This window comes from Sphaerisporangium corydalis, assembly GCF_025506355.1.
Lineage (GTDB): Bacteria > Actinomycetota > Actinomycetes > Streptosporangiales > Streptosporangiaceae > Sphaerisporangium > Sphaerisporangium corydalis.
Window position 1 is genome coordinate 1 of record NZ_JANZYP010000113.1, and the last position, 13170, is coordinate 13170.

Consider the following 13170-nt stretch of genomic DNA (forward strand, 5'->3'; position numbering starts at 1 on the left):
GCTGCACACCGCCTGCGGCGACATCCCACCCGCAGAGTACGAAGCGATCTACTACCGTCACCAACAGGCCGCAGTCACCGCGGCAGAAACCAAGTAGCCGAGTCTCCACGAAACCCGGCGCGGTTCAGTTGGCGAAGCCGGGGTGGTTCGGGTTGGTCTCGTGGGATGGTCATGGGGTGGAGGTTGGCCGGGCTGCCTTCCCTCGGTAGATCCTTTACCTCTTGACGACATGACGATTACTCTCTGCGATAGCATCGCCACGTTTCGTGTTTACCGTCCCGCTGAAGGGCCGTGGCGATGGCAGTTCGTGTGATCTTCATAGGTGGATTGGGGCGCAGTGGCACGACCTTGCTGGAGCGGTTGCTCGGTGAGGTCCCTGGCATAGCGCCCCTAGGCGAGGTCGTTCACCTCTGGCAGCGAGGGGTGGACGCCCAGGAGCCGTGCGGCTGCGGGGAGCCGTTCCACACCTGCCCCTTCTGGCGCAGAGTCGGCGTCCGCGCGTTCGGCGGCTGGTCGCCCGGCCTCTCCGATCGTGTGCAGACCCTGCGGCGCAGGCTCGACCGCACCCGTCACATCCCCGCCCTGACCACCCGCCAGTGCGGCGTCGGTCTCAGCGGTTACACCCGGGCCTACTCCCGGGTGTACGAGGCGGCGGCGCAGATCGCCGCGTGCCCGGTCGTCGTCGACTCCAGCAAGCACGCCTCGCTGGCGTTCTGCCTCAGCACCTCCCCGGTCGTCGACCTGAGCGTCGTCCACGTCGTCCGTGACCCCCGCGCGGTCGCGCACTCCTGGCGACGGCAGGTCAGAAGACCCGAGGACGGCACCCCCATGACGCGCTGGCGGCCCTGGCGCACCTCCCTCCACTGGATCGTGCAGAACCTCGCCTTCGAGCTGCTCGCCCGCCGCGGCGGCACCGTGATCCGCATCCGGTACGAAGACCTGCTGGCCGACCCGCGCGCGGTGCTGTCCATGCTCCTGGTCCGGCTCGGGTTCGGCGACGACGTGGAGACCGGGCTCACGTTCCTGCGTCCTGGGCTCGCCGAGTTGTCGGTGGCCCACACCTGCGCGGGCAACCCGATGCGCTTCACGGCGGGCCCGTTGGAGCTCAGCCGCGACGACTCCTGGTGCGACCGCCAGTCCCGCCGCCACCGATGGCTGGTCACCGCCCTGACCTGGCCGCTGATGATGCAGTACGGCTACCGCGTCCGCACCCGGCGCATGCCGGACGGGGCCTCGCCTCCTTGGCGCGCCGCCGGCGTCCGTGCATCGGAGTGCCGATGAACCCGACCATCGGCGTGGTCATTCCCACGCGAGGAAACCGTCCCGACCACCTCCAGGCGGCGCTCCGCGGCGTCCTCGACCAACATCATCCGGGCGGCCTGGACGTCATCGTCGTCGTCGACCCCATCCCCACCTCACCCAGTCCGAAGCCCCCCGAGAAACCGACAGCGACCAGCGACCCCGCCGCCGACGACGGCCACGCCGCCATCCCTCCTTCGCTGTCACACGCCCCAGGATCGGGCGCCGGCGCTGTCGAGGCGGTCAGGGCCGTCGTGGAGGCCGGTGTCGTCATGGGCGACGGAGACAGGCTTCGCGTCCTGCCCAATCGGTTCAGCCCAGGGTTGCCCGGCGCGCGTAACACCGGCATCGCCGCGCTGGACACCGACCTGGTGGCGTTCTGCGACGACGACGACATGTGGTTGCCCGGCAAGCTGACCGCCCAGCTCGCCGCCCTCGCCGCGGACCCGGACGCCGAGTTCGCGGGCTGCGCCATCGAGGTCGAGTACGGGTCCCACCGGGTCACCCGCCTTGCGGGAACGAGCCAGGTGACCCGGCGGCATCTCACCCGCTCCCGCATGGTGATGGTCCATTCCTCGACCTTCTTGTTCAGGCGCGGGTCGGTATGGCCGGACGAAAGCGCACCCGGTGGGCAGAACGAAGACTGGGACCTCGCTCTGCGCGCGGCGGCGCGTCATCCGATCGCGTACGCCGACCGGCCGCTGGTGCGGATCCGCTGGGGTTCCTCCGCTTTCGTGACCCGCTGGGCCGACCGCATCGCGGGCCTTGAGTGGATGCTCGCCCGCCACCCTTACCTGGCCGCCGACGCGCGGGGTGCCGCGCGCATCTACGGCCAGCTCGCCTTCCACAACGCCGCGCTCGGACGCCGCCGCCAGGCGGGGCGCTGGGCTCTTCGCGCGCTCGCCGCCCGCTGGGGCGAGCCTCGCGTCCCGATCGCCCTTGCCGTGGCGCTCGGGGTCGTGCCGGCTCGGCTGGTCCTCAGCGCGCTGCACACTCGAGGGCGAGGTATCTGATGTCATCCCGAACCCTCCTCGGCGCCTCCGGCCCCACTCCCGGCGGGCGCTCGCCCACGCCGGAGGAACCGTCCCGTTCCCCCGGCCGGGGCTCCCCGGCCTCTCGGGTGGCGGTCGCGGGCGTCGTGGTCGACGCCCTGACGGAGGCGGAGGTGGTGCGTCACATCCTCTCCGCCCTGGAACGCGGGGAAGGCGGGCACGTCGTCACTCCCAATGTCGACATATGCCGTGCCTGCTCGCGCGATCCCGAGGTACGGGCGATCGTGGAGGGCGCCGACCTCGCCGTGCCCGACGGGATGCCGTTGGTGTGGGCGTCCAGGCTCCTGGGCACCCCCGTGCCCGAACGCATCACCGGAGCCGACCTGATCTGGTCCCTCTCAGAAGCCGCCGCGGCGACGACCGCCCCCCTGCCGGCCGCCCCCAACCCGACGCCCCCCATCCCTCCGCCGCCCTTGTCCCGGCCGGCCCCGCGATCCTTACCGACCGCGTCCCCGCCTCCGCCGGGAGCGGGGACGGTGGTGCGGGAAGGGGTGTCCGTTTATCTGCTCGGGGGGCCGCCGGGTGTGGCGGTCCGGGCGGCCGAGGTGCTGTCCGATCGGTACCCCGGCCTGCGCGTCGCGGGCGTCCTCTCCCCGCCGTACGGTTTCGAGGCCACGGCGCAGGGGCTGGCCGCCGTACGCGAGGCCCTGCTGGCGGCGAGGCCGCGCCTGGTCTTCGTGGGGCTCGGCTTCCCCAAGCAGGACCGCCTGATCGCGACCCTCCGCGCCGACCTGCCCGGGACGTGGTTCGTCGGCTGCGGCTCGGCGATCGCGTTCACGGCGGGGTCGGTGCTCCGAGCCCCTGAGTGGATGCGGCGCTCAGGTCTGGAGTGGTTGTTCCGCCTGGCGGCCGAGCCGGGACGCCTCGCACGCCGCTACCTCGTGGACGACCTTCCCTTCGCGCTCCGCCTGCTCAGCGTCTGTCTGCTGAAACGCGTGATCAAGACCAAAGGCCGCTAGCAAGGGATAGGCGCCACCATTTGTGTGGTGAAAGGATGTCGTTGATGTCCCGGGTACGGAATGGGGCTTCCGGTTGCGGGATATCCGGGGGAGAGGGGATGGCCGGTGTCCGGCGGACTAAGCTCACCTGGCACTGGCGATCAGCCCATATAAGGCGGACGGGGCAGGCTATGTCGGACGACCATTCACCACCACCCGGCCAGGCTGTGCCCCAGGGCGCCGCTCCTGGCGGGCAGGGGGATGATGCGAATATCGCGAACGGGGCCCGGATTTACGATTATCTACTGGGCGGTAAGAACAATTACGTCGCCGACCGGGTCGCGGCCGATCGGATGATCGCCGAGAATCCGGGGGCGCCGGTGACGGCGAAGGCGAACCGGGCCTTCCTCGGCCGGGCGGTGCGTTTCCTCGTGGAGGAGGCGGGCATCCGTCAGTTCCTCGACGTCGGCGCCGGGCTGCCGACGCAGCAGAACGTCCACGAGGTCGCCCAGCGGTCGGCGCCGGACGCCCGTGTCGTGTACGTCGACCATGACCCGGTGGTCGTCGCCCATGGTCAGGCACTGCTCGCGACGTCGGACGCGGTGACGGTCATCCAGGCCGACGCCCGCAGGCCGGCCGACATCCTGGACCACCCCGAGACGTGCCGGCTCATCGACTTCAGCGAACCCGTCGCGGTCCTCCTCGTCGCCGTACTGCACTTCGTTTCGGACGAGGAGGACCCGGACGGCATCCTGGCCAGGTTCGCGGAGGTCATGGCCCCCGGCAGCCACCTGGCCATTTCGCACACCGTCGGCGAATCGCCCGCCCAGGTCATGGCGGCGGCCCAACGAGGGTTCCAAGGGACGGGCGCGCTGCTGACCCCCCGGACCCGCCCGGAGCTGCGAAGGTTCTTCCAGGGTTTCGACATCCTGGAACCCGGACTCGTGCGGGTCGCTGAATGGCGCCCCACGATTCCGCCGCCTCCGTCGTCCGGAAACTCCCCATGGGTCATCGTCGGAGGCGTCGGCCGTAAAAGGTGAATCGGAGGCCGTTATTCGTCGGTTCGAAGGAGGTCAGAGGCCGGGGAACATGTAGTCGGTGGTGATGTGGTCGTCGTCGTCGAGGATGAGGACGTCCAGGCCGCCGCCCACCACTTCGTCTCCGCCGACGGGAATCATCTCCCAGGTGAACTTGACGACGTTGTGCAACCGGGCCGCATTGTCCCCCGGCCGGAAGACGAATTCTCCAGGGGCCACGAACTCCTCGTAACTGTGGGCCACCCGGACTTCGAGCTGGTCGTACCCGTGGGCTTCCAAAGTGGTGGACGCGAATCCCAGCCCGGCGGCGGCTTTACGCATTTCTTCTGGCGGTTGGAGAACATGGGCACCGCCTTCGGCCCACAGCTCCTCGATCGTCCTGCGGCGCACCTTGGCGTCAGGCTCGTTCCACAGGGCCACGTAGCGGTTGACCAGGTCACGCGTATTGGTGTCGGTCACTGCTCTCTCCTCGTTCGGTTCACCGGTGTCACTGGCAAACCTTCCGAGAAGCGGCGCGGTTCCACAATTCCCTGACGGGAATGACCGGGCCCCGCCGCAGGTCGAAGTCGCTGTCAGTCGAAGTCGGTGGAGCGGGTGAGGGATTCCCAGGTGCGGGCCTCTTCGCGGGCGCCGTCGAGTTCGGCGAAGATCGCGTCGGCGGCGTCGTTGCCCAGGGCCAGCCGCAGCGGGGTCCGGTCGGAGTCCAGTGCGGTGAGGATGGCGGCGGCGGCCTTGGCGGGGTCGCCCGGCTGTTTGCCGTCCGAGCCAGGGAACTGGGCGCGGATGATCCCGGCGGTGGCCTCGTAGGCGGGGATCTCCGCCGATTCGGTGTGCGCCGCGCTCGCGAGTTCGGTACGGAACGATCCGGGTTCCACGACCAGCACCTTGATACCGAACGGCGCGACCTCCTGGGCCAAGGCGTGCGAGAGCCCTTCCAGGGCGAACTTCGTGGCCGAGTACGCGCCCACGCCCGGGAACGAGAACCGCCCGCCCATACTGCTCATCTGGACGATCGCCCCCGAACCCCGCCGCCGCATGTGCGGCAGCACCGCCCTGGTCAACGCGGCGGGGCCGAAGAAGTGCAGGTCCATCAGGTCGCGCAACTCCTGGTCGGTGGTCTCCTCGATCGCCCCGAGGTGCCCACGCCCGGCGTTGTTCACCAGCACGTCGACGCGCCCGTACCAGAGGATCACCTCGGCGACGACGGCGGCGATCCGCGCGCCGGAGGTCACGTCCAATCGCACCGCGACCGCCCGGTCGGGATGCGCCCTGACCAGGTCGTCGAGGACCTCCGGCCTGCGCGCGGTGGCCACCACGGTGTCGCCAGCCGCGAGGGCGGCTTCGGCGATCGAACGGCCGAATCCCGAGGACGCGCCAGTGATCAGCCAGACCCTGCCGGGCGCCTCACGGGTGGAGGTGTGCTCAATGCTCATGTGAATTCTCCTTATCGGTGGTGACACCTCCAGTTATGGCAGTGGATGATCACCGACGTCCAAGACAGAAGCTCTTCCCCTTCATAAAGAGGACTTATGATCCCTGGATGGAGCTGCGCCAACTGCGCTACCTCGTCGCGATCGCCGACGAGGGCAACCTCGGACGGGCCGCCGAGATGCTGTACGTGAGTCAGCCCGCCCTCTCGTACGCCCTGAAGAACCTGGAGTCCGAGTTCGGCGTCCGGCTGTTCGACCGGCACGCCGGGGGCGTGCGCGAGACGGTCGCCGGCCGTGACGTCGTGGCCGAGGCCCGGCGCACGCTGAGCCAGGCCGGCCGGGTGACGGCCGCCGCGGAACGGCACCGGCGCGGCGAGACCGGGGTGCTGCGCGTGGGGTTCGAGGCGAGCGGCGCCGGTGAGCTGACCACCCGGGCGCGGGCCGAGTTCGCCCGCCGCCATCCCGGCGTGCGGGTCGAGCCGAAGAGGTTCGACTGGGGCCAGGAGGGTGCGGCGCTTCGCGACGGCCGGGCGGACGTCGCGTTCGTCTGGCTGCCCACCGACCTCGCCGGCCTGCACGCGGAGGTCGTGCACACCGAGCCGCGCGTCGTCGGCCTGCCGTCCGGGCACCCGCTCGCCGCGCGCGAGGGCATCTCCGTGCTGGAGGTCAACGACGAGCCGCTGATGTGGACGGAACGGGCGCCTCGCGAGTGGGTGGACTGGTGGGCGGTCAACCCCAGGCCGGACGGATCTGCTCCGCGCTGGGGACCGACCAACGACAACGTCGAGGAGATGCTGGAACAGGTCGCCGAAGGCGCCGCCATCTGCTTCGCGCCCACCAGCATGGCCCAGTACTACGCCCGCCCGGACCTGTCCTGGGTCCCGCTCACCGACGTCGACCCGCTGCGGGTCGCCCTCGCCTGGGCCGACGGCACGGACGACCCCCTCGTCCGGGGGTTCGCCGAGGTCGTACGCGAGCTGGTGGCCCGCACCGGACATGCGCCGGGCGACTGACTTTCGGGCGGTTTCATTGGGTTCGGGACAGTGCGTGGATGCGAGCGACCTCCTCGGGGGTGAACCGGTCGCGGTGCCGGTCGAGGGCCCGGCGGGAATCCATGGGCCGGTAGGCCGTCCGTGACAACCCTGTCCAGGCGAAGCCGCCGCCCCCCGCGCCCGAACCCCGCGCGGTGCAGGCGCGTTCCACTCTTTCGGCGGCTCGGGGTGACCAGGTGAGCCCGCACCACGCGTACAGGTCCCGGTAGGCGGTGACGGGGTCGGCGGCCAGGTCCTCGTAGCGGACCAGGCGGACGGACGGGTGCCGGGCGGCGAGCGTCCCGGCGACGGTCCTGGCGACCCGCCACAGGGCGGCGACCTTGGCGAGGCGGTCCTGCGAACCGACCAGCGGGCGCAGGGTCTCCACCTGCGGATGGTCGCGGACGAGGAGCGGCTGTTCGAGCAGTTCGTGGAAGTAGACGGTCCACCCGAGCCGCCGCCAGCTCGCCACGAACGGCACTGGCTCGCGGACCAGTACGACCACGCGGCAGCCCAGGCGTTCGGCGAACCAGCCCGCTGAGAACAGCGCGAACGGGTCGTCGAGCAGGGCCCTGCGGCCCCTGAGCCTTCCGAGCGTGAACCCCGAGGCGTTCCTCACCAGGCGGGCCAGGTCGCCGGGCGACCGGTTGCGCCGCAGCTCGGCCGCGTACCGGTAGCGCAGCGCCAGGGTGTCGGCGAAGGCGGGCAGCCACGGGCGCTCGTTGTCCGGGCAGATGTACTGGAATCGGTGGGTGACGGTGGCGTTCAGAACGCCGGGGGAGCGGCCGGGCGGGCGCTGCGGGTTGAGCGGCTCGTTGACGTACACGGCTTCGCCGCCCGCGACGAGCATCTTCCCGGCCCAACTCGTACCGCTCCTCGGCAGCCCCGTTATCAGGACGGGATCGCGGGGGCGCTTCACGTCGCCTCCTCGGCTCGCCATGGGCGCAGGGACGGGAGGCTGTGGGCGCCGAAGGGCCGCAGTTCGTACAGCCGGGAGATCTGGAACAGCGGAAGCAGGTTCTTGGCCACGACCCCGCCCGCCCAGCCGAGGGCGGCGCCGAGCGCGCCGTGGACGGGCACCAGGACGACGTCCAGGGCGACGGTCACCGCGATCGCGCCGAGGATGTTCATCATGCTGGAGGCGGTGCGCCCGGCGGCGATCAGTACGACGTCGACCATGCCGCATGCCGTCGCCAGCATCATCGTGCCGGCCAGCACCGCCGCCACGACGGCCCCGTCCCGGTAGCCCGTGCCGAACACCTGGAGCAGCCACGGCGCGAGCGCGGCGTACGCGAGCCAGACCGGCCAGGTGAGGACGACCAGCCACATGGTGGTCGTCTGGTACAGCCTGCGGGCCAGCGGAAGATCGCCCTCAGCCATGGCGCGGACCAGCCGGGGCTGCACGGCCTGGGCGAGCCCCTGGTTGACGAGCTGGCCGACGACCTTGAAGCGGGTGGCGGCGGTGTACAGCGCGGCCTGCTCGGGCCCGGCGAGCATCGCCACGACCACGATGTCCAGCCGCTGGAACACGGCCTGGACCGCGCCGCCCAGAGCACGCGGTGCGGTGTACCGCCAGAACTCGACCGCCGTCCCGGGAACGTACGGCCCGGGGAGGGCTCGGCGGTGTAACCAGATCCCGCTGAGGATCAGCACCGGAAGGGCGGGCAGCGCCCACGCCGCGGGGATCACCCATCCGATGGCATCGCTCGGGATCGTCCAGCCGCCACCGTCGGCGCCAGCGGCCGTCGCGCTCCAGGTCAGGAGGCCCACGAGGACGAACTGGGCGGCGGGCTGCAGGACTCCGCCGAGCAGCGCGGTCGGGCGCATCGAGCCGTACCCCCGGGTCGCGGAGACCAGAACGTCGGCGCACACGATCACCGGGAGCGCCACGGCGAGGGTGCGGAGCGCCGATCCCAGCACGGCCGTCGTCGGGCCGGGCATGAGCGCCGCGGCGAGCGTGTCTCCGTACCTGGCCACGACCAGTGCGGTGAGGACGGACAGTCCGAGGACGGGCGCCAGGGCTACCCGGATATATCCGGATTTGGCGTGATCCTCTGCGGAGGGGATGGGGTCGGTGCAGTCCGTGGAGGGGCCGGAGCGTGCGGAGCGGATGGAGTGGGCGGGGCGGGTGGAGTGGGCGGGGCGGGGTGGGGTGGATGGTGGGCGGTTCCGGCGGTGGGAGCGGGCGATGAAGTAGATGAGGCCGTTGCCGGCGTCCAGCCGGAGGATGCCCGCGATCATCAGGCACAGGGTCGTCGCGGTGAGGATGGCGCCCGCCGTGGCGGCGTCGAGGCCTCGGGTCAGCGCGATCACGATCAGGAACTGGGACCCCGCGTTCACGGCCGCTCCCGCCAGCCCCGCCATCCCCCCTTTGACCAGCGACCCTGTCCCTCCTGCAGTCGACGGCAAGGACGGGAGCGGCACCGGCGGAGGGGTCGGTACGTGAGGGGGCGCGGGCGGGGGGCCCTGCGGAGGAGGGAGGGCTGGTGTGGGTGTCGGCATGGGGGGTGGGGGGTCGTCGGTCAGCGGCGCCATGAGGGCCTGCCGCCGAGCCACAGTTCCAGCTTGTGGTCCCAGGGCGCGAAATGGTCTGACAGCGACTGCCGCAGGGACTCGGGCATGTCCACCGGTCGCGGGCGCGCGTTGTGCCGGTCGAACACCGGGTCTCCGAGGCGTGGCAGTCCGAGGAACTCGAGGACCTGGTCGTACACGCACTCCGGCGAGGTGAAGAACCGCCCGCTGTCGATCACCAGCAGCCGGCCGGGACCGACCAGCGGTTCGAGCCGCGCGAGCTGCTCGGCGTACTGGCCTCGGCTGACGTAGGCGTGGTGGCGGTGGGCGTGGCTCATCCCGAACGGCTCGTCGCAGAGCCGTTCGCGCTCGCCGTACAGCCGGTCCGGTTCCAGCTCGATCGCGCGCTCGAACGACGGCTCGCTCTCGAAGCCGCGCGCCAGCTCGTGAGCGTGCGCGGAGTACGCCCGTTCGACCGGGTCGCGGACCAGCGCGATGAGCTTCGCCCCGGGCAGATCGCGGGCGATCCGGTATCCCGCCAGCGGGTGGAACAGGTAGTACGGCGAGGACTCGAAGGCGAGCGGGCGCATGCCGTGCCGGCGTTCCAGGCGGTGGGCGGTGGCCTTCAGCGGAAAGTGCGCGCGGTACCACGACTCGCCCTTCCCATAGGCGGTGTCGAAGTAGTGGACGCCCTTGCGCAGGAGGGGTTTGAGTATCAGCGGATGCTGGGCGAGGGCACGGTAGAGGGAGGTCGTGCCGCAGCGCTGGCCTCCGACGATCAGGAACGACGGCAGGAGCCGGCCGCTGACGGTGAGCCGTCCCGCCGTGTGGGAGACGGCGTGCGCGGACCTCTTGACGGTGCGGTTCAAGGCAGGACCTCCTGATGGTCGACAAGGGGGTTGAGCCACTCGGAGGGGGGACCGAGCGGGTGGTGGCCGTCCCGCTCGTGGCGGTCGGCCAGGGCGATCAGGTAGCGGACCGCCGTCTCCCGCGACTCGCCGGCCGACAGCCCGAACGGCGCGAGCGTCGCCAGGGACTGGGCTAGGCACGCCTCAGCGGCGGTCGCGGGGGGCATGCGGCGCAGTGCCCGCTGGAAGAAGTGGTGAAGTGCGTCGAAGCCCAGCGGCACTCCGGTGGCGAAGCGCTCCCAGTCCCACACCAGGAGACGTCCGTCGGCCGCGGGGGCCATGTTCCACGGCGAGAAGTCGCCATGCCACGCGTACGCCCCGGCCTCAGACGACTTACCTGAGCCCGGGACGACATCACCCGGCCAGGTGACCAAGGGGGTGGGGAGGGTGGCTATTTCGTGGATGGCGTGGGTGAGGAGGGATGGTGGGATTCGGCCGCATGTGATGGGTAGCGGCATTCGGCTGCGGGTGATGGGGAGTGGGGTGAGGGCCAGTACCTCGAGGTCGTTCCAGAGGCCGTGGTGCAGGACTCTCGGGGGTGTCACGGTGTGCAGTGCCGCGTCGGCCAGCAGGGTCAGGGTCGCGGCCTCGTGGCGTATGAGGGCCCGGGAGAGCTCGGTGTCGCCGATCTTGACGAACGCGAGCAGGGTTCCCGAGGGGCCGCGGGCCTCCAGGATGGGTTTGCGGTTGGCGCGCCGGGCCGGCCGTACGTGGACGGTGGCACGGACGTGCTGCCCGAACACCTCGCCGAGGTATGCCTCGATCGTGGTGGATCCCTGCGGCAGCCGCCGTCGCCCCGGCGTCCAGCGGGCCCTCGGCACGAGCCTGCGAGGCAGGAACCTGCTGGGCACCAGCGCGTACGCGGCGTAGGCGTGGGGGCCCTCCGGCACCGGGTCGGGGTCGGGGTCGGGGTCGGGGTCGGGGTCGGGGTCGGGGTCGTGCGTGAGTACCGGGGCAGGGCCGCGCATGGGCATCGGGTCGGAGCCTTGCGTGGGCATCGGGTCGGGGCTGTGCGTGGGCACCGGGGCGGGGCCTTGCGTGGGCGGGGGGTAGAGCAGGGGGATCACCTCGTCGAGGTAGCGGATCCGGGCGCGGAAGTCCCTCATGGGGTTCCGAGGTGGGTGTTGCGCCAGAGGAGGGCGAAGGAGATGAGGTAGAGGCTGAGGGCGGTCACCAGGCCGTCGTAGACGAACATGTAGAGCAGCACGAGGATCATGACGAGGGTGCCCGCCTGGCCGATCGGGGTGCGGTCGTGCCAGAAGCGGCGGACGGCCCCGGCGAAGAACGCGATGTACAGCAGTGCCCCGGTGAAGCCCTGAGTGATCAGCAGCAGCCAGATCTGCCCGTCGCTCCCGAGCGGCGGGTGCCCGCACTCGGGGCACCAGCCGGTGCGGCCCGTGGTGATCGTTTTGTAGTTCCCGAAGGCGTTGCGCGTGTTGCCGTACCCGATGAAGGGGGAGTGGGTGGCCGCCTCGATCGTGGCGGTCACCGTGAAGGCTCTGATGCGGTTGCTGTGCGGACTGTCCAGGCGCTGCGTCACGATGCCGCCCAGCGGACCCGCGAAGAACACCACCACCCCCACCGCGACGGCCGCCCCCACCACCAGCGCCCTACGCGACCGGCCAGGCGCGATCACGCTGCCCGGTGACGGGTGGAAGTGGTGGGATGCGAGCAGGTCGGGTGGGCCGACATGGGGTGTCGGTTGGGGGCGGGTGTGCCTGCTCGGGTCGATACCGGGAGTCGGGTGGGGGCGGGGGTGCACGCTCGGGTCGATACCGGGAGTCGGGTGGGGGCGGGGGTGCGCGCTCGGGCTGACACCGGGCGGCGAGTGGGGATGGGCGCGGGTGTGCACGGCCGGGTCGATGTCCTGCGTCGGGTGGAGGGTGGGGGTTGTGGGGGGTTTTGGGTGGGGGCGGAGGAGGAAGTAGGCGGTGGTGAGGGCCAGGGCGATCCAGAGGCCGCGGTTGAGGGAGTAGACGATCGGGATGGCGGACAGGCTGACGAGCAGCGCGCAGCAGAGCTTTCGCACCGGGCCGCCGTGGGCCCACCAGCCGACGACGAACCAGATCAGCAGCACCGAGACGTTGCTCCCCCACGCGTTGGCCCACTCGAACGGGGCCTCGGGGCGGGGCGAGGCGTGCCCGAGGACGTGCTGGACCTGGGCGGCCGTGGGGTGGATCAGGTTGCGGACGAAGGAGTTGCCGCTGATCCACTCGGGCAGGAGCGTCTCCATCGGCGAGGTGAACTCGAAGGCGGGGGCGAACACGCCCAGCAGCCCTCCGGCCACGGTCGTGACGAACAGCACGCCGAGCATGCGTACCAGCGCGAGCTGAGGCAGCTCCCGCTCGGTGAGGTTGCCGAGGTAGAGCACCATGACCAGCAGGGCCAGGTAGAGCGCCAGCCGCATGGCGTACGCGAGCACCCGCCCGGTGTCCAGTTCGCCGTACGTTCCCGGTGGGGTGTCGGCCAGGGTGAGCGCGCTCACGAGATAGCCCGCGATGAGCAGCGCCCACAGGCCCATGCCCTTGGGGACGACGATCGGCCGCCGCCGCCAGAGCACCGCGGCCATGGGGAAGGCGACGACGATGATCGACAGCCCGCCGAAGCCGAGCGCCCACCAGATCGGATACCCGACAAGGAACGCGGCGATCGGCCACGCGGCCGGCGACGGCAGCCTGAGCACACCCGCGCCGCGGCGCCGCTCGGTCGAGGGAGCGAGGCCCTGGGACGACGGCTCGAGCGCGCCCGGGCCGTGGCGCCGCTCGGTCGAGAGGGCGGTGGCCGGCCAGGTCGTTCGGGGTGGCGGTTTCACGAAGCTCATGCCGTCGCGCCGATGAGACGCGGTGTCCGGAGGGCGGGTGGCGGGAGGCGAAGTGGGGTCATGGGGCTCGGGCGGTGAGGTGATGGTGAGGCGAGGCGAATGCGGGTCGTGGGGCCTGGGCTGTGGGGTTGGGAGGGAGGCAG

12 protein-coding genes are annotated in these 13170 nt (G+C 71.2%); 5 read left to right on the forward strand and 7 right to left on the reverse strand.

The window, feature by feature from the left end; translation table 11 throughout:
* Positions 1–297: 297 nt before the first annotated feature.
* The 4 genes from NYZ98_RS40305 to NYZ98_RS40320 all read left to right on the forward strand — a co-directional run bounded on the left by NYZ98_RS40305 (position 298) and on the right by NYZ98_RS40320 (position 4329).
* Positions 298–1281 carry a sulfotransferase gene (locus NYZ98_RS40305; RefSeq protein WP_262850665.1) on the forward strand — a complete coding sequence of 328 codons (984 nt, stop codon included), beginning with the start codon at positions 298–300 and terminating at the stop codon, positions 1279–1281.
* Positions 1278–2312 carry a glycosyltransferase family 2 protein gene (locus NYZ98_RS40310; RefSeq protein WP_262850667.1) on the forward strand — a complete coding sequence of 345 codons (1035 nt, stop codon included), beginning with the start codon at positions 1278–1280 and terminating at the stop codon, positions 2310–2312. Before NYZ98_RS40305 ends, NYZ98_RS40310 begins: the two co-directional genes overlap by 4 nt.
* The gene (locus NYZ98_RS40315; protein WP_262850669.1) at positions 2312–3310 is read left to right on the forward strand and encodes a WecB/TagA/CpsF family glycosyltransferase; all 999 of its coding nucleotides are present in this window, start codon (positions 2312–2314) and stop codon (positions 3308–3310) included. The genes NYZ98_RS40310 and NYZ98_RS40315 overlap by 1 nt, the downstream gene beginning before the upstream one ends.
* A 170-nt stretch (positions 3311–3480) precedes the next feature.
* Entirely contained in the window at positions 3481–4329 is an 849-nt protein-coding gene (locus NYZ98_RS40320; protein ID WP_262850671.1) for an SAM-dependent methyltransferase, read from the forward strand.
* A 33-nt stretch (positions 4330–4362) separates the two neighbouring features.
* On the opposite strand, the gene NYZ98_RS40325 is transcribed toward NYZ98_RS40320, so the two are convergent.
* Positions 4363–4785 carry a hypothetical protein gene (locus tag NYZ98_RS40325; RefSeq protein ID WP_262850673.1) on the reverse strand — a complete coding sequence of 141 codons (423 nt, stop codon included), beginning with the start codon at positions 4783–4785 and terminating at the stop codon, positions 4363–4365.
* A 113-nt stretch (positions 4786–4898) separates the two neighbouring features.
* Positions 4899–5759 (reverse strand): oxidoreductase, encoded by an 861-nt coding sequence (locus NYZ98_RS40330; protein ID WP_262850676.1) that lies wholly within the window; start codon positions 5757–5759, stop codon positions 4899–4901.
* A 107-nt stretch (positions 5760–5866) separates the two neighbouring features.
* Between NYZ98_RS40330 and NYZ98_RS40335 the strand changes: the two genes are divergently transcribed.
* Positions 5867–6769 (forward strand): LysR family transcriptional regulator, encoded by a 903-nt coding sequence (locus tag NYZ98_RS40335; protein WP_262850678.1) that lies wholly within the window; start codon positions 5867–5869, stop codon positions 6767–6769.
* 13 nt (positions 6770–6782) lie between these two features.
* On the opposite strand, the gene NYZ98_RS40340 is transcribed toward NYZ98_RS40335, so the two are convergent.
* The 5 genes from NYZ98_RS40340 to NYZ98_RS40360 form a co-directional block, all read right to left on the reverse strand.
* Entirely contained in the window at positions 6783–7706 is a 924-nt protein-coding gene (locus tag NYZ98_RS40340; protein ID WP_262850680.1) for a sulfotransferase, read from the reverse strand.
* Complete coding sequence (locus NYZ98_RS40345; RefSeq protein ID WP_262850682.1) at positions 7703–9127, reverse strand: lipopolysaccharide biosynthesis protein; 1425 nt, start codon at positions 9125–9127, stop codon at positions 7703–7705. Before NYZ98_RS40345 ends, NYZ98_RS40340 begins: the two co-directional genes overlap by 4 nt.
* Positions 9128–9309: 182 nt before the next feature.
* A complete protein-coding gene (locus NYZ98_RS40350; protein WP_262850685.1) occupies positions 9310–10167 on the reverse strand; it encodes a sulfotransferase in 858 nt (285 codons plus the stop codon).
* Positions 10164–11312, reverse strand: coding sequence for a hypothetical protein (locus NYZ98_RS40355; RefSeq protein ID WP_262850687.1), 1149 nt, complete (start codon positions 11310–11312; stop codon positions 10164–10166). The genes NYZ98_RS40350 and NYZ98_RS40355 overlap by 4 nt, the downstream gene beginning before the upstream one ends.
* Positions 11309–13027, reverse strand: a complete 1719-nt coding sequence (locus tag NYZ98_RS40360; RefSeq protein ID WP_262850689.1) for a hypothetical protein — start codon at positions 13025–13027, stop codon at positions 11309–11311. Before NYZ98_RS40360 ends, NYZ98_RS40355 begins: the two co-directional genes overlap by 4 nt.
* Positions 13028–13170 lie beyond the last annotated feature (143 nt).

What these genes read in the sequence shown, in the direction of transcription:
- NYZ98_RS40305 (WP_262850665.1), top strand. Translation starts at nt 298, where the DNA reads ATGGCAGTTCGTGTGATCTTCATAGGTGGATTGGGGCGCAGTGGCACG.
- NYZ98_RS40310 (WP_262850667.1), top strand. Translation starts at nt 1,278, where the DNA reads ATGAACCCGACCATCGGCGTGGTCATTCCCACGCGAGGAAACCGTCCC.
- NYZ98_RS40315 (WP_262850669.1), top strand. Translation starts at nt 2,312, where the DNA reads ATGTCATCCCGAACCCTCCTCGGCGCCTCCGGCCCCACTCCCGGCGGG.
- NYZ98_RS40320 (WP_262850671.1), top strand. Translation starts at nt 3,481, where the DNA reads ATGTCGGACGACCATTCACCACCACCCGGCCAGGCTGTGCCCCAGGGC.
- NYZ98_RS40330 (WP_262850676.1), bottom strand. Translation starts at nt 5,759, where the DNA reads ATGAGCATTGAGCACACCTCCACCCGTGAGGCGCCCGGCAGGGTCTGG.
- NYZ98_RS40335 (WP_262850678.1), top strand. Translation starts at nt 5,867, where the DNA reads ATGGAGCTGCGCCAACTGCGCTACCTCGTCGCGATCGCCGACGAGGGC.
- NYZ98_RS40355 (WP_262850687.1), bottom strand. Translation starts at nt 11,312, where the DNA reads ATGAGGGACTTCCGCGCCCGGATCCGCTACCTCGACGAGGTGATCCCC.
- NYZ98_RS40360 (WP_262850689.1), bottom strand. Translation starts at nt 13,027, where the DNA reads ATGAGCTTCGTGAAACCGCCACCCCGAACGACCTGGCCGGCCACCGCC.